The sequence below is a fragment of the Chitinophaga sp. genome (assembly GCF_039596455.1).
GTDB lineage: Bacteria > Bacteroidota > Bacteroidia > Chitinophagales > Chitinophagaceae > Chitinophaga.
Window position 1 is genome coordinate 318479 of the sequence record NZ_JBCNJR010000004.1, and the last position, 24749, is coordinate 343227.

The 24749-nt window shown below is 54.4% G+C and carries 19 protein-coding genes; 2 read left to right on the forward strand and 17 right to left on the reverse strand.

All coding sequences use genetic code 11. From position 1 onward, the window contains the following. Positions 1-32: 32 nt before the first annotated feature. The 11 genes from ABDW36_RS16115 to ABDW36_RS16165 form a co-directional block, all read right to left on the reverse strand. Positions 33-1244, reverse strand: a complete 1212-nt coding sequence (locus ABDW36_RS16115) for an efflux RND transporter periplasmic adaptor subunit (protein WP_343702951.1) — start codon at positions 1242-1244, stop codon at positions 33-35. Then, complete coding sequence (locus ABDW36_RS16120) at positions 1223-2485, reverse strand: efflux RND transporter periplasmic adaptor subunit (RefSeq protein WP_343702952.1); 1263 nt, start codon at positions 2483-2485, stop codon at positions 1223-1225. Before ABDW36_RS16120 ends, ABDW36_RS16115 begins: the two co-directional genes overlap by 22 nt. After that, on the reverse strand, positions 2463-3734 hold the full coding sequence (locus tag ABDW36_RS16125) for a TolC family protein (protein ID WP_343702953.1): 1272 nt from the start codon (positions 3732-3734) through the stop codon (positions 2463-2465). The genes ABDW36_RS16120 and ABDW36_RS16125 overlap by 23 nt, the downstream gene beginning before the upstream one ends. After that, positions 3718-5652 (reverse strand): efflux RND transporter permease subunit, encoded by a 1935-nt coding sequence (locus tag ABDW36_RS16130; RefSeq protein ID WP_343702954.1) that lies wholly within the window; start codon positions 5650-5652, stop codon positions 3718-3720. The genes ABDW36_RS16125 and ABDW36_RS16130 overlap by 17 nt, the downstream gene beginning before the upstream one ends. Further along, entirely contained in the window at positions 5649-6944 is a 1296-nt protein-coding gene (locus tag ABDW36_RS16135) for an efflux RND transporter permease subunit (RefSeq protein WP_343702955.1), read from the reverse strand. Before ABDW36_RS16135 ends, ABDW36_RS16130 begins: the two co-directional genes overlap by 4 nt. Before the next feature lie 98 nt (positions 6945-7042). Then, on the reverse strand, positions 7043-7420 hold the full coding sequence (locus ABDW36_RS16140; protein WP_343702956.1) for a hypothetical protein: 378 nt from the start codon (positions 7418-7420) through the stop codon (positions 7043-7045). A gap of 118 nt (positions 7421-7538) precedes the next feature. Beyond that, positions 7539-7751, reverse strand: a complete 213-nt coding sequence (locus ABDW36_RS16145; protein ID WP_343702957.1) for a heavy-metal-associated domain-containing protein — start codon at positions 7749-7751, stop codon at positions 7539-7541. 90 nt (positions 7752-7841) lie between these two features. Further along, entirely contained in the window at positions 7842-10109 is a 2268-nt protein-coding gene (locus tag ABDW36_RS16150) for a heavy metal translocating P-type ATPase (RefSeq protein WP_343702958.1), read from the reverse strand. A 93-nt stretch (positions 10110-10202) separates the two neighbouring features. Further along, the gene (locus ABDW36_RS16155; RefSeq protein WP_343702959.1) at positions 10203-10778 is read right to left on the reverse strand and encodes a helix-turn-helix domain-containing protein; all 576 of its coding nucleotides are present in this window, start codon (positions 10776-10778) and stop codon (positions 10203-10205) included. A gap of 89 nt (positions 10779-10867) precedes the next feature. After that, positions 10868-12034 (reverse strand): NAD(P)/FAD-dependent oxidoreductase, encoded by a 1167-nt coding sequence (locus ABDW36_RS16160; protein WP_343702960.1) that lies wholly within the window; start codon positions 12032-12034, stop codon positions 10868-10870. Beyond that, positions 12031-12519, reverse strand: a complete 489-nt coding sequence (locus tag ABDW36_RS16165) for a transposase (protein WP_343702961.1) — start codon at positions 12517-12519, stop codon at positions 12031-12033. Before ABDW36_RS16165 ends, ABDW36_RS16160 begins: the two co-directional genes overlap by 4 nt. Before the next feature lie 96 nt (positions 12520-12615). Between ABDW36_RS16165 and ABDW36_RS16170 the strand changes: the two genes are divergently transcribed. After that, positions 12616-13098, forward strand: coding sequence for a MarR family transcriptional regulator (locus ABDW36_RS16170; protein ID WP_343702962.1), 483 nt, complete (start codon positions 12616-12618; stop codon positions 13096-13098). Positions 13099-13285: 187 nt separating this feature from the next. Further along, entirely contained in the window at positions 13286-14677 is a 1392-nt protein-coding gene (locus ABDW36_RS16175; protein WP_343702963.1) for a hypothetical protein, read from the forward strand. A 47-nt stretch (positions 14678-14724) separates the two neighbouring features. On the opposite strand, the gene ABDW36_RS16180 is transcribed toward ABDW36_RS16175, so the two are convergent. Genes ABDW36_RS16180 through ABDW36_RS16205 form a run of 6 tightly spaced genes read right to left on the reverse strand, consistent with a single transcriptional unit; the run spans position 14725 to position 24686 of the window. Next, positions 14725-16707 (reverse strand): FAD-dependent oxidoreductase, encoded by a 1983-nt coding sequence (locus ABDW36_RS16180; protein ID WP_343702964.1) that lies wholly within the window; start codon positions 16705-16707, stop codon positions 14725-14727. Positions 16708-16734: 27 nt separating this feature from the next. Then, on the reverse strand, positions 16735-17472 hold the full coding sequence (locus tag ABDW36_RS16185; RefSeq protein ID WP_343702965.1) for a GDSL-type esterase/lipase family protein: 738 nt from the start codon (positions 17470-17472) through the stop codon (positions 16735-16737). Between the two features lie 19 nt (positions 17473-17491). Then, positions 17492-18166, reverse strand: a complete 675-nt coding sequence (locus ABDW36_RS16190) for a DUF4998 domain-containing protein (RefSeq protein ID WP_343702966.1) — start codon at positions 18164-18166, stop codon at positions 17492-17494. Between the two features lie 22 nt (positions 18167-18188). Further along, positions 18189-19382, reverse strand: a complete 1194-nt coding sequence (locus ABDW36_RS16195) for a DUF5000 domain-containing lipoprotein (protein ID WP_343702967.1) — start codon at positions 19380-19382, stop codon at positions 18189-18191. Between the two features lie 34 nt (positions 19383-19416). Next, positions 19417-21306: a RagB/SusD family nutrient uptake outer membrane protein gene (locus tag ABDW36_RS16200; protein WP_343702968.1), complete on the reverse strand. Its 1890-nt coding sequence runs from the start codon at positions 21304-21306 to the stop codon at positions 19417-19419. Positions 21307-21332: 26 nt separating this feature from the next. Then, positions 21333-24686, reverse strand: coding sequence for a TonB-dependent receptor (locus tag ABDW36_RS16205; protein WP_343702969.1), 3354 nt, complete (start codon positions 24684-24686; stop codon positions 21333-21335). Positions 24687-24749: the final 63 nt, after the last annotated feature.

A 24749-nucleotide genomic window follows, 5' to 3' on the forward strand; every position in this document is an offset into this window, starting at 1 on the left:
GTTGATTTTAAGTTTATGATGTAATTGATTTTTTAATGCCGGTGCGCCGCGGGGTCTGCGCCTTTCTTCAGCACGTACTCGCTGTACAGCAGATAGGCCCCGGTTACCACAACTTTCTCTCCATCCCGGATACCGTCTGTGATCTCCACGTCATCAAACGTTTCTATACCGGTTTTAACCGGGCGGGGTACATATTTTCCCTTTGCCGTCTCTATCCATACATGTGCACCGCGCCCATCCCGTATTACCGCATCCGCAGGCACTTTCAGCACAGCGTCTTTACTGCCGGAAGGCAATAGCACCGCCGCCTGCATGCCCGGGCGCCAACGTTGTGCCGGATTGGGCACCGTGCCCCGCAATTGCAGCACCTGTGCGCCGCTTTGCAGCGCGGGGTTCAGGAATTGTACCGTCATTGCCTGCGGTTCCTGCTCCCAGCCTGCTACCACCACTTTCACGGCCTGCCCTGCCTGGATGCCGGCCGCCTCACCAGGGTATACATCCGCTTCCACCCATAACCGGTCATATCCTTCTACGCGCATAATGTTGCCGCCTTCCGCTACATACTGGCCTTCCACCGCCTGCAGCTCCGCCACTACGCCGCTTACCGGCGCGGGGTAAGTGATGAACGGGTCCGGCTGCTGCGCCTGCAACAGCTGCTGAAGCCCTGCTTCCGGCTGGCCGTACAATAACAGCTTCTGCCGCGCCGCTTTTTCTATCTGCTGAAAGCGGGCGTCTGCCGGGAATTGTTTGGCCTGCGCTACTGCCAGCAGATATTCCTGCTGCAAGGTGGCCAGTTGTTCCGAATAGATCCTGTACAACGGTTGCCCCTTTTTAACGGTCACACCCGTTTCCTTTACATATAGTACTTCTATGCGTCCCGGCACCCGGCTCGCAATTACCGCGGTCTGCTCCGGGTCTGTTACCAGCCGGCCATTCAACTGCCGGTAGTTATGCAGCGCACCGGCGGTCACAGTGGCGGTGGTAATGTTGGCCAGCGTTACCTGGCTCTCTCCCAGGGTCAGCGAGGCATCTTTATTGTTCTTGTCAAACGGCACCAGGTCCATGCCGCAAACAGGACAGGTACCGGGTTTGTCCTGCACAACCTGCGGGTGCATGGGGCAGGTATAACTTTGCGCCGCTGCTGCCGCTTTTTGCTCGGTAGCTCCCTCACCGCAGGCGGCCAGCAGCAAAGCGGGCATTAGAGAAGCAAAGGCAATGGCTTTTATAAATCTTTTTCTTTCCATGATGATCGGGTTTTGATAAAACTTTCGCTGTCTACCAGGTAAGCCGCGTTGGCCGCTACCTTCCACGGACCGATGTCTGCCAGTACGCGCACCATACCGCTGACGGCGGGCTCTGCCTCCACTTCGTAGGGCGTGTAAGCGCCTTCTTCATTCCTGAACACTACCGCCTTGCCGCCCAGCCGCCACACCGCTTTCTCCGGCAGCCACCAGCCGCCGGTGTACACAACGGGAACGTAGGCAGTAAGCAATTGCCCCGGACGCAGCCGGTTGTTTTGCGGGTACACCCTTGCCAGCGAAAAATTGCGGCCGTTGCGGAAAACAGGCTCTATTAAACCGATGGTACCCGCTTGCAATGCTTGTTGATCCGTCACCGGGTGGTAGAGCAGTTTTTGCCCGCGCCGGATAGCGGCCGCCTGTGCCGGCGTAAGGGAAAACTCCGCTACCAGGTTATGCGCTTTATAAATAGTGAACAAGGGCTGGCCGGCGTTTACATATTGCCCTTCCCGCAACATCACCGGGGTTGCTGACGGAGCGGCAGGCGGCGGTGTGGCAGCACTGGCAGCAGCCATGCTGCCCATTCCTCCGGAAGCAGCGCCGTCCATGCCGCTATTACCCGGAGTAACGTTGCCCGCGGCAGATGCATTGCTGGCTGCGGCCTGCTCCAGTATATACCCTTCCGTGCTGCTGTACACCGGCACGTGGTACAGTATTTCTCCTGTTTGCAGCACCCGTGCTATCTGCGCCGGCTGCATGCCCAGCAGTTGCAGGCGTTGCTTTGCGGCGGCCAGCAGGTCTGTATTTTGACGGGACGCCAGCAACAGCTCCCGCTGCGCCACCGCCAGCTCCGGTGAATAGATCTCCATAATAAGCTGGCCTTTTTTCACCGGCTGGTAGTTGTACCTGATCAGGAGTTTTTCAACACGCCCGCCTACCCTGCTGGCAATGCCGGTTTGCTGCCGGGTGTCATAGGCCACTACGCCGTTCAGCACCGTGTTGTAGATGTGTGTGCCGGTTTCAGGCGTTATGGTGCTGATGCTTGCCACCACCCGCATATTCACCGGTTGTGCCAGCGCCGTCACCGCACTGTCAATCACCGGCCCGTGGTGGCTTTGCAGCGCGGACCCGGCAGCCGCGCTGTCTCCCGCCCGCTTCCGCGTTGCTGCACCGGGCCGCTCGCCGCAGGCGCCAAGCGCGGCTATCAAAACCATGCACAGCGCATTAACGGTATAATTCTTTTTCATAGCTAACGATCATTTCGTAACGTTTCAGTTTTTCGTCCAGTACATTCAGCTCCATCATGGTCAGCGCCTCCCAGGCGTCTATCACCTCCGGCAGCGGCAGCCTGTTTTCCTGGTAATTCAGGAAAGCCGCATCCAGCACCCGTCGCAAGGATGGCACTATCTTTTCTTCCATAGTGGTGATGCGCCGCTGCATGGACTGTATTTCGTACTGCATGCCGTAAAGCATGCCTTGTGTTTCCTGCAGCATGGCGGCGCGCTCCCGCCGCATGGCCTCCACATCCTGCTGCATGGCTTTGATGCCGGAGCGGTACATGCGGGAAGACCATGGCGCAATGGGAATGCTCACCATGCCCATAGCGCTGAAAGCCTTCGGCATCATGTTGCCCAGCGGCTGCATATGATCAAAACGAAGTTTGAAATCAGGCTTTTTTTCCTGCCGCATGCTTTCGATATTGAGCTGCATGGAGCGGATGCTTTCGTCCATCCGGAACACGTCTTTCCGTGCCATGGCCAGCGCCGACGTATCATACGTGGCCGCAGGCAAAAACTCAGGCAATGCGGCGCTATCTATATCAAAGGGCTCATTGCCCGGCCGGTCCATCAGGCTGTTCAGCCAGGCACGGGCTTTGGCGATAGTGCCTTCCTGCATGCGTACCATGTTAGCATTCTCCGCAATTTTAGCATCGGCCTTGAATACATTGCCCAACTGAGACTGGTTATAAGGATACCTCACCTCCTCTATTTTCTTCATGGTGCGCATGATCTTGTCGTTCTCTTCCAGCACGGCAATACGTTGCTTGGCCACCAGCCAGTTGTAATACAGCTGGCGGGCGCGGGCCTTCAGGTCGTTCAGCGTTACGGCACGGCCGGCGGCTTCCACATTTCCCTGTGAGGAAATGTAGCGCCGTTTGGCCTGCTGTTTGGCGGGGTTGGGAATATCCTGCTCCAGCTGGAACATCAGGCTGCCCTTATCCCTGTCATCCATTATTTCCTGGCGGGGGTAAGGCGTCATAAAAGTACCGGCGCCCACCATGGGGGCCATCCAGGCCGTGGCCGCATCGGCGTTGAGCCGGTAGCTTTCCGCCTTGAAGCGGTAAGATTGCAGCAGCACGTTGTTACGGTCTATGCGCTGCAGAATGCTGTCAAGCGGCAGCACCGGGCCGTCTTTTTCCACGCTGTTGCCCTGCGCCCGCAGCAACGCCGGCAGCAGCAACAGCAGCCATGTGATATATCTAGTGATGTGTGTCATGTATTTCCAGTTTTCCGTACTTGCGTAGCTCGTACTCTTTTGACATTAAAAAGATGAGTGGCGTTACCAGCAGAATGTGGGTGGAAGAAGTCAACACACCCCCTATCATGGGCAGCACAATAGGCTTCATCACGTCTGTGCCCACACCGGTGGCCCAGAGCACGGGCACCAGGCCGAAGAGGGACACGCACACCGTCATCAGCTTGGGCCGCAGCCTTTTTGCCGCGCCCACAATGACGTACTCCCGCAGGTCTGCGCGGGTAATGGTGGCGGCAGAATTGCCTTTCAGCTTCACCAGCTGCTGCATGGCATCGTTGAGATAGATCACCATTACAATACCCGTTTCCACCGCTATGCCAAACAAGGCTATGAAGCCCACCGCTACCGCCACGGAGAGGTTAACGCCCCAGAACCAGATCATGTAGGCCCCGCCAATAAGGGCAAAAGGCACTGTAATAAGGCTCAGGAAGGCTTCGCGGATGGAGTGGAAAGCGAAATAGAGGGAAAAGAAGATGATGACCAGCACCACCGGCGCAATCCACATCAGCGTTCGCTGCCCGCGTACCAGGTTCTCGTACTGCCCGCTCCACTCCAGGTAATACCCGGCAGGCAATATGCCCTTTGCGTCATTCATTTTGTTTACCGCTTCTTTCACCGTGCTGCCCAGGTCTCGGCCGCGTACGTTGAACAAAACCGCGCCGCGCAGCATGGCGTTCTCGGAAGTGATCATGGGCGGCCCGTTCTCGAACTGCACATCCGCCACGGCTGAAAGCGGCACCTCCCCCATGGCGGGAGACATCAGGGGAATACGGCGGATGCGCTCCACGCTGTTCCTGTATTCCTGCGCCAGCCTTACGCTGATGGAAAAACGCTGCCGCCCTTCTATGGTATTGCCAATGGGAGCGCCGCCCAGCGCGGTTTCCACCGCCTGGTTCACATCATCTACATTCAGGCCGTAACGCGCCAGGTCTGCGCGGCGCACGGCCACATTGAGGTACTTGCCGCCGGTAACCGGCTCTACGTACAGGTCTGCTACACCGGGCGTGCCTTCCAGCGCCTGCTTCACTTTTTCAGACACAGCCGCAATGGTGTCAAGATGCTGGCCGTAAACCTTAATGCCCACATCCGTACGGATGCCCGTGGCCAGCATGTTGATGCGGTTGATGATGGGCTGCGTCCACCCGTTCACTACGCCGGGTATCTGCAGTTTGGCATCCAGCTCGCTGATAATGTCTTTTTTGCTGAGCCCTTCCCGCCATTCGGATTTGGGCTTGAGCATGATGATGGTCTCTATCATGCTGATGGGAGAATTGTCTGTAGCCGTGCTGGCCCTGCCCGCCTTGCCCAGCACCTTGTCTACCTCCGGTACGGAGCGGATGATCTTGTCCTGCACCTGCAGAATGCGCTTGGCTTCGGCATTAGACACGTCTGGCAGGGTTACCGGCATGAACAGGATGCTCTGTTCGTCAAGCGGCGGCATAAACTCGCTGCCCAGGCTTTTCAGCAGTGGAACGGTAGCCGCCAGCGCCAGTATGTTGATGGCAATGGTGGTTTTCCGCCACTTCAGCACCGTTCTGATAATGGGCTCGTACACCTTCTCCACCAGCCGGTTCACCGGGTTGGCATGGTCTGGCCTGAACTTCCCTTTCATAAAAAAGGAGATCAGCACCGGCGCCAGGGTGATCACCAGCAGGGCGTCCACTATCATGATGAACGTTTTCGTATAGGCCAGAGGGTGGAACAGTTTGCCTTCCTGGCCTGTAAGCATGAACACCGGCAAAAAAGAGGTGATAATGATCACCGTGGCAAAAAATACCCCGCGGGATACCTGTTTGCTGGATTGTTCAATCACCTTCAGCCGCTCCTCTTCGCTGATCCATTGCGGTTGTTTCCTGAATATTTTGCTGAACCATTTCATTGTTGCTCCGTTTTTTGTTGTTGCTGCCACAGCGCGTAGCGCTCCGCAAGGTGTTTGTACGCGTTTTCGCTCATGATGATGCCGTTGTCTACGATCACGCCTATGGCCAGCGCTATGCCGGTGAGAGACATGATGTTGGACGATATGCCGAAGGCATTGAGCAAAATGAAGCTGGCAGCGAGGGTAATGGGTATCTGGATGATGATGCTGAGGGCGCTGCGCCAGTGAAAGAGAAAAACGATCACCACCAGGGATACCACTATCATTTCTTCTATCAGCGTGTTTTTGATAGAACGGACGGACTCCTTGATCAGCTCTCCCCTGTCATACACAATATCGAATTTCACGCCTTCCGGCAGGCCTTTGGCCACTTCCTGCATGCGGGCCTTTACGCGGTCTATCACTGCGTCCGCATTTTCGCCGTAGCGCATCACCACAATGCCGCCTACCCGCTCTCCTTCCCCGTCCTGGTCAAAAATGCCCAGGCGCGTTTCCCCGGTCATCTGCACCGTGGCTACGTCTGCCACCCTTACAGGAATGCTGTTCTGGTTGGCTACGGGAATGTTCTGTATTTCTTCCATGGATTGCAGGTAGCCGGAAGTTTTGATGATGTACCCGATGTCACTCAGCTCAAATTTCCGGCCGCCGGATTCGTTGTTGTTGCTGCGGATGGCACTGATCACCTGTGCAATGGAAAGGCGGTAATACAACAGCTTGTTGGGGTCTACCGTTACCTGGTACTGTTTCTGAAAGCCGCCGAATGAGGCTATTTCACTCACCCCCGCTACATTTTGCAGGGCAAACTTGATGTACCAGTCCTGCAACGCACGCTGCTCGCCCAGGTCCATCTGCGGCGCGTCAAGCGTATACCAGAGAATATGGCCCACGCCCGTACCGTCTGGCCCCAGCTGGGGCGTAACGCCTTCCGGCAGCGTGCGGGATACGGTGCTGAGCCTTTCCAGCACCCGCTCACGCGCCCAGTAAACGTCTACATCGTCTTCAAAAATGACGTAAATGAAACTCATGCCGAACATGGAAGAGCCGCGCACGTATTTGATGCGGGGCAGCCCCTGCAGGTTGGTCACCAGCGGGTAGGTTACCTGGTCTTCTATCAGCTGCGGGCCGCGCCCCATCCACTCTGTGAATACAATTACCTGGTTTTCAGACAGGTCAGGGATGGCGTCTATCGGGTTCTCCTTGACTGAATACAGGCCCCAGCCGAATAAGGCCAGGCCCATTACCAGTACTATGAACCGGTTGCGCAGCGACCATTCAATAATACGATGTACCATATCAGTTTTTGTAAAAGGCAGTATGCTGCCTGCGTATAATTAGCGATGTAATTGAAAAAAGGCGTAAAGAAGGAACGCCCGGAGAAGGGGAACAGGGATCAGATGCGGAAACTGCAGTGCAGGATGTTGGGGTGTACTTTAAGCACCGGTGGCGGCGCATGTAAAAACGGCATGCCGCCCTGTATGCGCACCGCATCCGGCTCCATCAACGGCGGGAAGGCCGCAGGCAGGGCCAGGGGCAACGGATAAGCCGCGTACGCCACGGCCTGCTGGTCTTTTTCCAGCTTCACCGTTTTGTGCTCGCTTTTGCAACAGTTCTGCTTGTTAACGGCGCCGCACTGGCCGCACCGTTCCTTTTCACCGGCCGTCAGCTGTACCGTTACCAGCCGGCCCATGCAGTAATGCATGCGGAAGGTGGCGCCGGTAGTGGAGCCCATGTACAAGGTGAGCAATATGATTGCCAGGAACTTTTTCATTGCAAGGGTAAAATTAGCGGCCGGGGCGGCGGGAATTGTTACATAATTCCGGTATTCTTTTACATTTTATCATCGGGGAAACATAAAAAAAGGCGGTCTTACAACCGCCTTCCATGTGTCAAGCAACCTGCTCTGCCTTATACCCGGCCTTTTCAATGGCTTCTTTGATCTTTTCCCCTTCTGTTGTTGCTGCTGTTACAGTCAATATCTTGTCCGCGCTTTGCAGGTCTACTTCCCAGTTATCTTTTCCTGCTGCTTCGTTGAGGGCCGGTGTTACAGCGGCTATGCAGCCTGAACATTTGATATTCGTTTTGAATTGCATGGTATCCATGATCTTTTTTATTTTTTGTTTGATAATGTAAAATTACTTCGTTGAGGCCGGGGCGGCGTTATACAATTCGCCCTTCCTTTTATATAATTATTAAAGGGCCGCTGCCTTTAACCGGAGGCTGTTGCTGACCACGCTGACAGAGCTGAGCGCCATGGCCGCGCCTGCAATCATGGGGTCCAGCAAAAAGCCGTTGAGCGGGTACAGCACGCCCGCCGCTACCGGTATACCTATCAGGTTGTAAATAAATGCCCAGAAAAGGTTCTGTTTGATGGTGCGCACGGTTTGGCGTGACAGCTTCAGGGCTTTGGGTATGCTGTTCAGGTCTGAGGTAATGAGCGTGATCTTGGCCACGTCCATGGCAATATCAGAACCTTTACCCATGGCAATGCTCACGTCTGCCTGGGCCAGCGCCTGGGAGTCGTTGATGCCGTCTCCCACCATGGCCACCACTTTACCGGCCTGTTGCAGCTCCTTTACAAATTCCGCTTTATGGGCAGGCAATACTTCCGCCCTGTAGCTGGTAATTCCCGCTTTTTGTGCAACGGCGGCGGCGGTATGCTGGTTGTCTCCCGTGAGCATGTACACGTCAATGCCGCTTTTGCGCAAGGCAGCAATGGCCTGCGCAGACCCGGCCTTGATCTTGTCTGCAATGGCTATGATGGCCATTAACCGGTTGCCTGCGGCAAAATAGATCACCGTTTTGGCTTCTTCCTGCAGGCTGCCGGCCTGCCAGGCCATTTGCGGGGGAATGTTGATGCGGTGCTCATCCATCAGCTTTTTATTGCCCACATAATAATCCAGTCCTTCATACCGGCCTTTTACACCCTGGCCGGTAATGCTTTCAAAGCCCTGCAGTTTCACCGGCTTCACGCCGGTTTCTTTCAGGTGTGCTACCACGGCTTCCGCCAGCGGGTGCTCAGACTGTTGTTCCAGCGAAAAGAGCACTGCGGGCGACAATGCCGGCGCTACTCCTTCGCTCCAGGCCACGTCCGTTACTACCGGTTTGCCTTCGGTAATAGTACCGGTCTTGTCAAGAATAACGGCGTTCACTTTATGCGCCTGTTCCAGGCTCTCCGCATCCTTGATCAGCATGTTGTTTTCCGCGCCTTTGCCTACGCCCACCATAATGGCCGTGGGCGTGGCCAGGCCCAGCGCACAGGGGCAGGCAATCACCAGCACGGTAACGGAGGTAAGCAAGGCATGCGTAAAGGCATGTTCACCACCCAGCAGCATCCATGCCGCAAAGGTGAGTATGGCAATGCCGATCACTACCGGTACAAAAATGCCGGCTATCTTGTCTACCAGCTTCTGTACGGGAGCCTTGCTGCCCTGCGCTTCCTGCACCATTTTAATGATCTGCGCGAGCAGGGTGTCTGTTCCTACTTTCTCCGCCCTGAACGTGAAGCTGCCTTTCTGGTTAATGGTGCCCGCAAATACGGCATCACCGTTCTTTTTAGCTACCGGCACCGGCTCCCCGGTGATCATGCTTTCGTCTACATACGAGTTGCCCGTGGCCACCACACCGTCTACCGGTATTTTTTCCCCCGGTTTTACCAGCAGGTGGTCATTGAGGTTTACGGCCGACACAGGCACTTCCTTTGTATTGCCCGCGGCATCTACCAGCAGCACCGTTTTGGGCTGCAGGCCCATCAGTTTTTTGATAGCGGATGAGGTGTTGGATTTTGCTCTCTCTTCCAGCAGCTTGCCAAGTGAAATAAAAGCGATCACTACCGCGGCCGCTTCAAAATACACGTGCGCATGCAGGCCACGGGCGTGCCAGAACTGTGGATAAATAGTGTTGAATGCGCTGAATACCCAGGCAATGCCCGTGCTCAGGGCTACCAGTGTATCCATGTTGGCCTTGCCGTGGCGCGCCTGCTTCCAGGCATTCACGAAAAAGCTGCGGCCCAGGAAGAATACTACCGGCGTGGCCAGTACCATCATGATCCAGTTGCCGTAGGGCATATTCATGAAGAACATCCCTATTACTACTATGGGGAGGGAAAGTATGGAAGCCCAGATGGTACGCTGTTTTACCGCTTCGTAATGTTTGCGCTGCGCTTCTTCCTTTACTTCATCCTGGTTTTCTTTATCTATTACCAGGTCATAGCCGATGGAGCGCACGGTATTTTGCAGCAGGGCGGGTGTAACCGCCTGCGCATCGTACTGTATCCAGGCGCTCTGGTTGGCGAAGTTAACGCCAGCATCCTGCACGCCGGGCACGGTTTTCAACATAGACTCCACGCTAACGGCGCAGGCGGCGCAGGTCATTTCCAGTACGGGGAAAGTATCTTTGACCAGGCCTGTTTTTTTGTTCCCGGCAGCCGCGGAGGGCTGCACTGCTATAGCTGATGACATATGGTATGATTTTCAGCAAAGCTACGGCCGGAGCGGGGGGCGGATGTTATACTTTTAAGGGTTATTTATATATAATTTGGAAAGGCAGGATGCTCAGGATTGACGGCGGGAGGCCTCTTTCTCCCGGCGCATTTCCCTGAAATGCGAAGCGTTCAGCCCGGTAACAGACCTGAATTGCCGGCTGAGATGCGCGGCGCTGCTGAAGCCCAGCCTGAAGGCAATGGCTGACAACGGCTCGCTGGTGTAGACCAGCAGCTCTTTTACCTTTTCTACCCGGTACTCCATGATGTATTTTTCGAGGGTAATGCCTTCTACGGCGGAGAACGTCTGGCTGATGCTGCTGTAATCCCTGATGAAGTGTTTTACCACCACGTCTGAAAACCGGAAACCCTGCGGGAAGTCATACTCCCCGGAGTACACCTGCTCCACGAGCATTTTCACTTCCCGCACCAGCTTTGTCCTTTTGTCTTCCACCAGGTCAAAACCCAGCGGCGCCAGCTTTGCGCGGATGGCTTCCATGTCCGGCGCTGTAAGGGCGGACACGGTGGTCACCTCCCCCAGCCGTACGTCTGTTACCGGCACATGCAGCTCCTGCAATGCTTCCCTGACGGCCGAAATACACCGGTCGCATACCATTCCCTTGATCTGTATCTTATATTCGCTCACCATAAGGCCCACCTGTTTGAAGGTACAAATATGGCACAATGGCAGCGGTATATTGTTACATAATTGGCGGAAAATTGTACATAATTATGCTCTCAGGCGCGGTAACCATATATCCAGTGCAGCTTTTTGACCTGCGCCTTTATAAAGAAGCCGATGAGCCTGTCACGGAACCAGGTGGCGATACGGTTGGGCTTTGATTTGGCGTTGCCTACCTTCCTGGCGCTTTTGATGATCTTTTCCACCCGTGGTTGCCGCAACCGCTGAAAAGCAGCAAAGGCCGCTTCCGGTGTGGCCGCCTCACCCAGGCACTTCACCAGGCATTCCGTGTCTTCCAGCCCCAGTGAAGCCCCCTGCCCGATGTGCGGTGACGTGGCATGCGCCGCATCTCCCACCAGGCAAACGCGGCGGGTATGCCACCGCGCCAGTTCCGGGATATCGTATACGGGATAAGCGATCACCTGTTCCGTAGCCCTGATGATGCGGGAAAACAGCGGGTCGTCATGCTCATGAATACGCAGCAGCTCGTTCTTTATTTCATCTTTCAATACCGTTTTTACCTCTTCGCGGGTTGGCTCATCAGCGCGGTAATAATTGTTGAACCACCATATTTCTCCCTTGTCAGACACATTATAGGCAAAAAAGCCGCGCTCCCCGAAGGTCATGCGGATAGCGTCCAGCGGTGCGCTTAGTTCCGGCAGGCGGGCATAACCGCCCGTTGAAATATTTCTATTATACACCGGTTTGGCCGCACCGGGAAAAATACTGTTGCGCACGGCGGAGAAAGTACCGTCTGCCCCTATGAGGATGTCTCCCGTGGCACTGCTGCCGTCACTGAACCATACCGTTACTCCCTGCTCCGTTTCATCCACGCGAACACATTTTTTTCCGAAATGTACCGGCACGTTTTGCTCCAGTGCGGCGCGGCAGGCCGCTTCATGCAGCCGGTGCCGCTTTACCTGCAGGGTTTCACAATGGTAAAGCTCCCGCTGATAATCCGTCATCAGCGCGGCTATTTCCTTACCCTGCTGGTTGTAAAAACGCATGGAGCCGGTGGTAGCGTCTTTCCTTAGCACCGCTTCCGGCACGAACCGCAGCAGTACATTGAGCCCGTTGGGCGTCAGCCCCAGGAACGCGCCGTCTTCTGCGCCGGTATTTCTCCTTGCTTCAAAAATTTCCACGTTGTACCCGGCGCTTTGCAGTTGTATGCCCAGTACCGGCCCGGCAATGCCTGCGCCTATGATGATCACCTTGTTGTTCATGATGGTTGTTTAAAGGGTAAAAGTGCGGCCATGACCAGGTTAAGCACGCAGTACAGGCCTGTTCTCACCAGGTTCAGGTTGCGCCATGCGGCCGCTTTGGCCTGCAAGGCAGCGTCTACCGCATCTGAAGGCGGCAGGGCCTGGAACCAGCCGATGGCGGGCGCAAAATAGAGCAGCGTCCACACCCGCAGCGCCATGTGGCCTGCAAACAAGGCCAGCAGCAGGTTTCTTCTGCGTTTAATGCGCCAGTTGAACACAATGCAGGCTATAAAGAGCACTTCATGGAAGGAGTGCATGCCGATCCAGAAAGCGCCCAGGTTGAGCGCATAAGGGCCTTGCAGGAAATGCAGGGAAGCAGGCGGCGCCAAGGTCCACCGGGGAATCAGCACAAAAGTTTCCCACAGGCCGGCCCCGTTCATCAGAAAATAGGCGCTCACCGCAAGGAACAGCCAGAGATTGGCACGCTGGTAGTTAATAGTGTTCATATCCGTTATTGATGTCTGTTTTGTTAACTTTGTCAGGAAGATATTTATCTTACAAACTAAATATCTTAGTCACAAAGATATTATTTTCTAATTGACATGGCAAACATTTCTAAAGAAAAGATTCATGAATTGAATGAATATGGCCGCCGTTTTTCTGACGCCACCGTGCTGCTGCACCTGCAGATAGCCCAATACGCGGGCCTGGCGCCGGCAGACCATAAATACCTGAGCATGCTCATGCAAAAGGGGGCTATGACAGCAGGAGAACTGGCGCAGGCCTCCGGGCTTACCACCGGGGCCGTAACCGGGCTGATAGACCGGCTTGAAAAAAAGGGGCTGGTGGAAAGGAAAGCGGATGCCAATGACCGGCGCAAGGTACTGATAGTGCCTAACCTGCAAAAGGCCGGCAAACTGTTCGGCAGTGTGTTCGGCGCTCTGCAGGAACGGCTGACGGCCCTTGTGGAGCAGTATTCAGACAAGGAGCTGAAAGTGGTGAAGAGCTATATCGGGGAAGCGGTGAAGATCATGGAAGAGCTGACAGAAGAATTGAAAAAAGGTAAAAATAACGTTCACCGGTAAAGCACAAACCGGCTGAGACCGGAGGAAGCCATGGCTTTCGGGCTCCTTCTACATGATATTTCAACAAGGTGTCCACAAAACACTGATGCCCTCCACAGAAAATATTTCAGCTGCAGGAAAACACACCGAAAAACCTGTACTTTAGCCGGCAACTCTTCTTCATTATAAAACAGGAATACCGGCAACGATGAAGATATTACCCGTTATACTACTCCTGCTCTCAGCCAACGCCATGGCCCAGGAATATACCCTCCAGGTGGAAAGCATGATGGCCAACAGCGCACAGAAAACTTACGGCGAATGGAAACAATATTCTACCCGCGCCGTCTCCACCTTGCAAAACTACAAGTCCGTTACTGTGAAAACGAGCCGCTATGGCGGGCGTACAGACCGCAAGGCGAAAGCCTCCGGTTTCTTCCGCGCCGAAAAGATCGGCCAGCGCTGGTGGATCATTGACCCTGAAGGCCACCTTATGGTGAACCTGGGTGTTAACAGCGTAAGCACGGCAGCGTCAGACAGCAGCCGGCAACTGATGGAAAAGAGCTACGGCAACAAACAGGCATGGGCCGCTCAAACCAAAGCCCTCATACAATCCCTTGGGTTCAACGCCCTGGGCGCATGGTCAGATACGGAGTCTTTTGTCAACACGCCTTCCCAGCAGGTACGGCCGCTCTCCTACACCATCATCAAAAACTTCATGAGCGACTACGGGAAAAAAAGAGGCGGCACCTACCAGGCGCCCGGCCACACCGGCTACCCCGACAACACCATTTTTGTGTTTGACCCGGAGTTTCCGGCGTTTTGCGATGAATACGCCAAACAACTGGCAAAATACAAGGATGACAAAAACCTTTTCGGCTATTTTTCAGATAATGAAATGCCCTTTCAGCGGCTTTCTCTTGACCGCTACCTGGCCAAGAAAGACACCACCGACCCCGGCTGCATAGCTGCCCGGAAATGGCTGCAAAGTAAAGGGTATAACGCTGCTACGCTCACAGACGCCATCCGCAACGAGTTCCTGGGATACATGGCAGACACCTATTTTTCCATTGTGTCTAAAGCCATCAAAAAGTACGATCCCAACCACCTCTACCTGGGCAGCCGCTTTCATTCCTACGAAAAGAAAGTGCCCGAAGTGTTCCGCGCTGCCGGGAAGTATATAGACGTGATTGCCATCAACTATTACCGGGAATGGACACCCCTGGCCGAAGACCTTACCAACTGGACGGCCTGGAGCGGCCGTCCGTTCATTATCACGGAATGGTACGCCAAGGGAGAGGATTCCGGCATGCCCAACTATTCCGGCGCCGGGTGGATAGTGCGCACACAGGCAGACCGCGGGCTGTTCTACCAGAACTTTGCGCTGGCACTGCTGGAAAGCGGTAACTGCGCAGGCTTCCACTGGTTCAAGTACCAGGATAACGACCCCAGCAACCTGAAAACAGACCCTTCCAACCGCGATGCCAATAAAGGCATTGTGCAACTGGATTATACCGTATATACAGGTCTTACGGACAAGATGCGGGAACTGAACGCACAGGTGTACAGCCTGATCGATTTCTTTGATGGCCGTAAATAAAAAGGAGCTGCCCCGTGTGGAGGCAACTCCTTTAAATGATGTTTTGCTTACCGTTTCTCCGGCACAAACAGCACCGCATCTGCTATCACCACGCCATCTTCACTATTACCCGCAGATATTTCAACGGCGGAACCTTCTCCTTTCTTCAGGTTGAAAGTACCCAGTTTCACCCATTCTCCGGAGGTTTGCCCTACTACGGTGATCTCGTCACGCTTGATGGGTACGGCATGTTCCTTTTTACCCGCCAGCACTTTCACGTTCATCACGGAAGCATTGGTTTTGAGGTGAGGATAGTACACATAAATGCTGTAACGGCCGGCCTTGCGGATGGCGGGGCGGAAGGTGGCCTTTGCGTTGGCCGTTGCCGTGAGCATATCAGGGCCATAGCTGCCGCGGCCTTTCTCTGTTTTCCATGAGCCTTCCAGCTGCGGTTTGTCTGAATTGTCTATCAGGATGTCTCCGTTGCGGCCATCTGCCAGGGGATTGTTGCGGAGCGTGCTGCTGATCTTTGCGGCATCTACCTCCTGCACGGAAACATTCCCGGCAATAGCTTCATGCGCCGCCACGGCGGAAGCCTGGGCCAGCGCCATAAACACCGGCTCCATACGGATAGAACCGTAAGCAATATGGCTGGCAGACAAACACACCGGCACCAGCAGGTTCTTGCACTCTTCCGCTTTGGGAATGAGGGCGCGGTAAGAGACCGGGTACGGCGGGAAACCGCCTACTTCCACATTGCCTTCGTTCTTCACCATTTTTTTCCCGTTCTTTTCGATCACAATGCGCTGGGTGTTGTGAGAGTCCATCGTGTAAGCGGCCATACCCACGCCGTCCTGCACCACTTCCTTGCCGGTACAGTTAGCCTGTGTCATCACGTAAGCGCCAACCATGCGGCGGGCTTCACGGATGTAGAGCTGGGGAGACCAGTGGCCGTTGTCTGTATATTCATCTTTCGGGTAGCCCCATTTGCGCATTTCTTCCTGCGCCGGTTTGGGGGCGCGGGGATCTGTGGCAAAGAAATAAAGCAGCCCTTTGGTATAGTCTTCATGCGCCTTGATGATCTCCGCGCGTTTTTTGTAGTCTGCCTCCGGGTACTCGTAATTGGCGCCTATCATATCCGTGGAAAAACCGTTGCGGTTGTTGATGTCCGTTTTATTGTTGGGCATGCGGCTCCAGATAAAATAATCGTTCAGCTTCGTTCTCTGCGGCTGTGCCTTAACGAGGCGGGCCAGCAGGTCATAACGGGCCGGGTCATAGTTATCCGGCCGGGTGATGGGCACCATGTTGGCCGGGTCATTGGTGAGGCAGATGCGGTAGTTGTAGGCCTGCACCAGCTTGTCCCCGCTGCCCTTCGGCTGCAACGTGGCAGGGCTGATACCCCAGAGCAGACCGCTGGAAGGGTCTCCCGGAACTTTGTACGGGTCTACCCCATCAGGTATCTGGTGGCCGTCCAGCAGCTGCACACCGTTGTAGGTCTCATTGTACACATCATTGGCTTCACGGCCTACGGTGTAGCTTACGCCGGCTTTCGCCATCAGGTCTCCTTCATAAGTACAGTCAATGAACATTTTGGCAGATACGTTCACCGTAGTGCCGTTAGCTTCCAGGCGGATGGATTTGATGCGCCCGTTTTCTTTGTCTGCCGCCACAATGCGGTGCTGGTACAGCACCTGCAGCTTTGCACGCTGCACGTAGTCTGTAAAAAGGCTTTCGGCTACATGCGGCTCAAATATCCATTGTTCAAACTTGCCGTAGTGGCGGCCTATCTGGCGGTAAAATTCCAGAGACAGACCACGGATGGCGTATTTGTTGCCGATGTCCGTATAACCAAGGCCGCCGGAGGTAAGACCGCCCAGGTGTTTACCCGGCTCTATCAGCAGCACGGAATGACCGGCTTTTTTGGCGGTGTACGCAGCAATAACGCCGGCGGAGCTGCCGCCGTAAATACAAATATCTACTTGATGGTCCGCCTGCGCCGGCCGGTTCAGTAAAAGCACCAGAACGGCGCAGATCAGGGTTTTAAATTGCATGACTGGTATCAATTGTTTTAAAGATGGTTACGATGTTGTCAGCAGCCGGAGCAGGTACGCAGGGTAACTGTTCTTCGTTACGCCGCCGTCTGCCGCCGTGATGCTGTCTCCAAAGCAGACAATGCCTTTCTGCGGAAGCCGGTTGTACATGATGTGCTGGTACACAGCCAGCCCAATGAACCGGTAGCCTTCCGCCGTGGGATGCACACCGTCTGTTTTGTTGCTGTTGGCCTCGTTCTGTATCAGTGAAATTTTATCCAGCCCTACCCTGCCCGCTTTATCGAACAAGGCGCCCAGGTCAAGCAGGGAGGTATTGTATTTTGCCGCCAGCTCTTTAATACATTGGTTAACGGCCGCTCTTCTGCCTGCAGGCCCTTCCTGCCCATAATGATCCCGGTTGTGGCGGGTGAACAGGTATTCTTCTATGAAGGGGCAAATGGTCATCAGCAGCACTTCGCTTTTTGCCCCCTTTATCTTTTCGATCAGGGTGGAAAGGTTTTCCCGGTACTGCGGCAGCGGGATGTACTTCCTGCTGTTCATGTCATTGGTGCCTATCATCAGCACGGTGAGCGCCGGCGCATGTGCCAGGCAATCCTTGTCTATCCGGTTCAGGAGGTCAACTGTATTGTTGCCGCCTATGCCCGCGTTGATCACGGTGTAACCGGGAGCGGCCGGCACATTGCCTCCGGCCCCTTTGGCGGACGTATTGATCACAGCGCCCAGTGCGCCCAGCACCGTGGTAGATAAAAATGTTCTTCGTTGCACGGATTTCGTTTAACTGATCTTACAAATTCACCTTTACAACAGGCGCGGCAAAGGTGTCTATCGCATTTGGTACCGGAAGATACAAAGTTTTAAATTCCATGGTACCTGTTTGTGGAGCACCGGTGATTACCGTTGTTTTTTCCGATGAAGGGATGCGCAGGCTTTTCAGCTCTCCGGCCTGGTCTTTATAAGACAGTTCCACCGCAGGTGAGCGGGGATCTGCCTCCTCCCATTCCAGCTTTGTATTGCCGCCGGTGATCACAGCGCTTTTCAGCACCCGGTTGGCGAGGCCGCTTGCATAAAAGCTGCCATATACGTCACCGTTGGCTTCGGCCTTGATGGAGCGGTTGCCCTCTGCATTGAAGGTATATACTTCAAAAACATAGGGGCCTTCGCTGAGGTTGAGAATATGACGAATGGTATCTACGCCCTGGGAACGGGTAACATCAATGTCTACGGAGTCTGCCTTGCGGTTCCAGTAAATGCGGCACTTTACAATGCGGCTGTCTGTTTTCAGCAGCCATGTAAGTTGTACGCGTTCATTGCCGGGATTGGCTTTCAGGGAATCAGCCTTGCCGGGGTAAGTGATCTCCCCGTTGGGCACATAGTCTTTGTAGGCTTCATCTGCCTTGTCGCAGGCAGCAAGGCCGAAGCCTGCCGCCAGCGTAAAGCATATATATTTCAAGATTTTCATGTGGTCTGTTGTTTGTGGTCAATTACTGTATTTCACCGAAGAAGGTCAGTTCCGCCATCCAGAAATAGTCTGCGTTGCCGAAGGTCTGCAGCATCTTGATGCGGATGTACCGCACTGCGGGTGCGTCTGCTGGTATCAGAAACTCATGCCCCGCCTGCGCGCGGTCTATATCTTCGTTAGAATTAATGCCGATGGGAAGGCCTGATACTTTAACCACTTCACAAGTTTGCAGCTTCGTCCAGCCGTTGAAGCTGCCGTCTGACGCAGGGCTGTTGGAGCCCCATATTTCATAGATCTGCGGGTCTCCGGCGCTATAGAGCAGCGTTTTTTCATCAAAGGCGCCGCGGGGTATCTGTATTACACGGCTGACACGCGCGGTTACCCCCATGTCAAAGGTAACGTGATGCGGTATGCCGGAGCCGTTTTGAGTACGGAACCAGACGTTGGTAACGCTCTGGCCTCCCTCCACCTTATCATTCCAGAGGTTCTGAAGGAGTACAGACCCCCATGCTTTGGCGTCTGTTGGAAGGCTCATGGCTTTGAACAGCTTCTTGTCCAGCTTCTCTTCAAACAACGGCGTTACCTGCTTCCACACCGTATCCGAATGGTTCTGCCAGCGGTCACGCACGTAGAGGCCAAACCAGCGGGGCGTATCGTCAAAACCGCGTACAAAAAATGCCCCTGCTTTCTGGCTGGTATAGAACATATCTGCCGGTATCGGGGCGCCTTGCTCGTCCCGGGTGAGCGTGCCTATCACAATATTGGCGGAATCTTCGTTCACGAACGTGGCCTTTATGCCGCCAAAATCCGGTTCAAAGGCGAGTGAAGCAAAAGTAGCCTGTATGGGCGGGGTGAGCGGTTTCACCTTTATGGTCACGGGTGCAGAAGCGGCTTCGGATTTGCTCACGCTGTAGAGCTTCACCTCCCGTTCGTCCGTGTTCCCGAAGCCTTCCAGCGTCAAGCTGTTGTTGTAAAAGCTGGAGATCACCTCCATGGTTTTGCCGGGGCGGGTTTCATACACGGCTTTTACGTACAGCAGGCCAGGATCTGAGGGCGTACTGTAGCGAAGGGTCACCCTGCCGGGCAGGCTCTCTGCCGTTACGTTAGATACCGGGGCAGGGGCATTGCCGCCTTTGGTAAGCGGTTCCAGTTTTTCTTCCTTACAGCCTATGGCCAGCAAGAGAAGCGTGCATATGATCAGTGAATATTTTTGCATGATGATAATGTTAGTTTGATCAGATAAGGGATGCTTACCAGCCGGGGCTCTGTACCAGCTCTTTGTTCTCTATCAGGTCATCCTCCTTCACCGGCCACAGGTAATCTTTTTTCCTGAACACCTGGTTATAGAGGTACCTTACCTGGTAATAATCCGGGGCTGTTTTGCCAGCGTAGTTCCAGCCGGTAATGGGCTCGTTCATCACTCTTTCCGCTTCTTTCCAGCGGCGCAAGTCCCAGAAACGCGGGCCTTCAAACACCAGTTCTATCAGGCGCTCGCGGTGAATGATCTTCCGGAGGCCGTCCTGGGTATTGGGCGCGCCGGGTGCGGTGGAAAACTGCGCCCAGGCTTCCTGCACCGGCAGCAAGCCCGCCCTTTTGCGCACCAGGTCTATCCATTTGTAGGCTTCTGCGCTGGGCCCTTCAGCTTCGTTGAGCGCTTCTGAATACAGCAGGTACAGGTCTGCCAGGCGTATCAGCGGCCAGGGATACTGCTGCACCGTAATTTCAGTAGTGGAAGAAACGGTTTGCGGGTTCACCAGCTTTTTGGCCCAGTACCCCGTAATGGAATAGGCCCAGGCGTGGTTGTTGGCAATTTGCCCCAACTTGGCCTCCACGTACACGTTATCTGCATCGTTAAAACGGCCCTGACCAAACCAGCGGCCGCCGTCAAAGCCAAGAGAAGCGTAATAACGCACCTCGCGGTCAAAGTTGAGGTTGGCAGTTACGTAGTTGGCCTTCAGGCGCAGCGCATCTGCACTTGTTGCTGTTTTAGTGGCATAGCGCGCGTTGTAGTTCCAGGTTTTGTCTTCCGTAATGGGCACGCCGTTCTTGGTATAGAACTGCTCCACTATTTTTAAGGGTACCCCAAAGGATGACAGGGTAACGTTCTGCTTGTCACTGGAATACAGGCGGGGCAGGTTTTCCAGCTGCAGTGTGGAGGCGCGGGCGGAAGTGCTTGTCCAGATCACTTCCTTGTTCCACTTTTCGCACACCGCGTTCCTTACGCTCATTTCCGTGATAGTGGCGGGCGAGCCGGGGAAAGGCAAAAACGCTGCGTTATAGTAGTACAGCTCATGGCCCGCGCGGTGGCATTCCTCAATGGCCTCCCTGCAGGCCGTTGCAGCGGCCGTCCATTTGGCGGGGTCATAGGTGGTATTGAAAAGTTTTACGCCGGTTTTACCCGTGTAGGAGGCATAGTCTGTATTGCCATTGAACAGCGGGCTGGCGGCCGTTACCAGCAATTGCGCCTTGGTGGCCAGTGCTATGGCCTTTGTTGCGCGGCCCAGCTCCGTGGCTTCGGTGGTAATGCGCTCCGGCAGGTCTGCCGCTGCGGAATCAAGCAGAGCGGCAATATACGCCACGCAGGTATCTACCGGCTGCTGCCTTACCTTCACCTGTTCTGTGGTACTGGTAATGGGCAGGTTTTCCCTGATCAGCGGAATAGGGCCGTACATACGGAAAAGATAAAAATGATAAAAGGCTTTGAGGAATTTCACTTCCGCCGCCCATCTCACTTTTTCATAATCGTCCATATCAGGCACCTTGTGGATGTTTTCCAGGAAGGTATTGCAGTCACGGATGGCCACAAACATTCCCCGGCCGCCGTTGGTGCCGCCCCAGTAATCTGAATAGGGAGATACGATATTCTGGAAGCCCTTGGCTATCTGCCAGGCGGGCTTGCTCAGGTTCACGTTAAATTCATTGGCCCACAACTCGTCGCCGCCCAGGAAGGTGGGATAGTTGTAACCGTCCGTATAACGCGGCTGGTAGCTGTAGATCGTAAAAAGATATTGCTCCGCCGTATTGCGCATCCTGAACACATTGTCTATAGTGGCAATGTTGTCAGGCACTATGTCCAGGTAGTGGCAGGAAAACAGGAAAGACCCTGATAATGCCGCCAGCCATATTTTCAAGTATTTCATAACAGTCTCTTTTAAAATATTTTTTATCAGAACGACAGTTGTGCGCCGATGTTAACAACCTTCTGAACGGGGTACCCCAGGCCGTTGCCGCCCATTTCCACATCCCACATCTTGAACTTGCTCAGCAGCAGCAGGTTGGTACCGTTGAGGTAGAAACGCGTTTTCTCCAGCTTGATGCGGCGGGTGAGCGAGGCAGGCAGCGTATAACCCAGCTCTACGTTCTTCAGCCGCAGGAAGGCGCCGTTGCGCATGAACCAGGTGCTGGTCTGCGAGTTGTTGGAAAGCGGCCGGGCGCTCAGGCGCGGCCAGGTGGCGTAGAGGTTACGCTGCTCTTCAGACCAGTGGCTGTCTGCATATGCTTTCAGCAGGGCCCTGTCATTCACAAAAGGCGCCGTGTTTTCCGCGTCTATCCAGAAAGATTCACGGGCAAGCCCCTGGAAGAAAGCAGACAGGTCAAAGTCTTTGTAGCCGATGGAGAAACCGAAGCCGTACACTATTTCCGGCGTGGTGGGGTAACCAATGGGTACCCTGTCACGGGTAGTGATCTGCCCGTCTCCGTTTATATCGTGGTACTTGATATCACCTGCGCGGTACTCGCCAAAGGCCTGCACGGGAGAGTTCGCTACTTCCGTATCGTCCGCAAACAGGCGCTCTGCAATGTACCCCCATTGCTGGCTCATGGGATAACCTACGCGGGAGAGGTATCTTTCTTCATAATCAGGCTCCTCATATACGCTGAACTTGCTGGTGGCATAGGTAAAGTTACCACGCGCCTGTATCCAGAGGTTGCGGTTGAAGCTGTGGTTGTAGTCTACAGACAGGTCAAAACCCTTGCCGGTGGCCTGCCCCAGGTTGGCCTGTATGTCCGCATTGCTCAGGAGACCCATGGTTACGGGAATGTAGGCCCTGTTCATCAAAATGTTCTTGCGGTGCTCGCTGTAGATGTCAAGCAGTATATTGAGCTTGTTGTACAGGCTCACTTCTACGCCCCAGTTGGTTTTAACGGCGGTTTCCCAGGTAATGTCGTTATTGCCGTAGCGGTTGATGAAAATACCGTCCCGGTAATACGCATAGTCCGTACCGAAAGAAATGCCGCGGGAGCCGTCTTTCATGTTCACGTCTGCCAGGTAGAGGAAGCGTGATTTCGGATCGCCGATGGCGTCATTGCCCACGGTACCGTATGTAGCGCGCAGCTTCAGGGTGCTGATCACCGGCTGCAGCGGCTTGAACCAGGGTTCGTTAGACACCAGCCAGGCGCCTCCCACTGAGGGGAAGAAACCGAAACGTTTGTCTGCATAAAAACGTTCTGAGCCGTTGTACCCGAAGTCATACTCCAGGAAATAGCGGTTGTCATACGCATAGGTAAGCCTGCCGGATACGCCGATGTTGCGGTGCGGCAGGGTCAGCTGCAGGGAACCGGCGTTGGCGTTCACCTGGTTGTTCATCAGGAACACCACCATGGCGCTTACGTTATGCCGCTCGTTGAAAGTGCGGTTATAGTTACCGGTCACCTGTATATAGGTAGTGGAATTAACATCCTTGGGGCCCTCGCTGTAGTTCAGGTACTCCGTGCCGCTGTTGGGGTTCAGCATGGACAGCGTGTACTTGTCAGTATACTTGTCATAGCTGCCCATCTGGTACCAGAACGGATTGTAGAAGCGGGATACGTCGTAGAAAGACCTTCGGGTAGTATTGAACAGCGCATGCAGGTTGAGGCCTTCGGTAATAAAGGCCAGGTTCTGCTTCAGCTCAAATTGCGCCAGCAGCACAGAGCGGTTATATTCCTTATAGCCCTTCACCATTTCCGCATAAGGGTTGATATAGTTGCCATCTCCATAGTTGCCGAACATGATGTGCCGCACGTAAGCATGCTCATCGTCTACCGGGTAATAGGCAGGGAACAGCACGGGGTTGGACTGTATCACCTTTTTGTACATTTCGGTGCCGGTGCTGATGGGGCCGTTATAGTCGTCAAATGTACCTGAGAGGCGGATGCCTACTTCCGTGGTCTTGGTCAGGTTGATGTTGACGTTGGAACGCATGGAGTAGGTCTTGAGCTTGATGTTGTTATTGAAGTTGTTCCGCTTGTCTACTTTCAACATGCCATTGTCCTGGTTCATGGTAGCCGCCAGGTAATAGCGCGCTACCTTGCCGCCGCCAGATACGTTGAAGTTTACGCGCTGGTTCATGGTATAATCCTTGAACAGCTCCTTGCGCCAGTCTGTAGCCGGGTAGGCATATGGGTTGGTACCTGCAATAGTGTTATCTATTTTGGCTTCCGGGTAAGGTAGCACGCCCAGCGGGTCACGGGTGAGCACCGCTTCATTCCCCAGCCGCATATACGTAATGGGGTCTGCCAGCTCCACGTTCTTGGTGGGGGCAGACATGGAGTTTTCCAGCCTTACAGATACGCGGGCCTTGCCCTCTACCCCTTCCTTGGTAGTAATGAGGATAACGCCGTTGGCGCCGCGGGCGCCGTACAGGGCGGTGGAGGTGGCATCTTTCAGGATGGAAAAGCTGGCTATATCGTCTACCTGCATGCGGGAGAGTTCTGTAGTGCTTACTTCAATACCATCTATCAGGATGAGGGGATCTTTTTTGTAGCCAAAGGTGGTAACACCGCGGATGAAGAAGTCCGCATTATCCGCACCCGGCTCACCGCTGCGCTGGTAAGCAATTACGCCTGAAAGGCGGCCGGCCAGCGCTGTAGTGAGGTTGCTGGAGGGCACCTTCAGTTCTTTGGGGTTGATGGTGGTAACGGCGCCCACCACTTCTTTTTTCTTTTGCTTGCCGAAGCCCACTATCACGGTTTCTTCCAGCTGGTTGGACGCTACGGAGAGCTGCACGTTGATCACGTCCCGGCCGTTGATGGGTATCTCCTGTTTATCGTACCCTATCATGCTGTAGATGAGCGTGGTGGCATTGTCTGGTATATCAAGCACGTACTTTCCGCTCAGATCTGTAGTAGTGCCGATGCTGGGCGCCTCTTTTACCGCAATGGTAACGCCCGGCAAAGGAGAGCCCAGCGTGTCTGTTACCGTGCCGCGCACGTCTTTCTTAATTGCAATGCTGCCCTTTTCCTCCCGCGCGGTAATGGCAATGAGGTTGCCTTCCAGCAGCCTGTACTCCAGGTTGGCCACGGGCAGTACGGTTTCCAGCACTTTAAATACCGTTTCGTCTTTTACGGAGAGGTCTATTTTTTTATCGATCCTCACCTTCCGTTCACTGAAGATAAAATGGTATTTGGTTTGTGCCTCTATCATCAGCAGCACCTTTCTCAGATCTGCAGACTCCAGGTGAAGGGACACCCTGTCCTGCGACCGTACGGCGGCTGTTACGTGGAGGAAAGATAGAAGGAGCAGGAAAAAGGTCAGTTTCATAATCACAAATACCTTTATTAGCGCACACGGCGGTCTGTAAGCATGCGCTAAATGCTTTTTTTT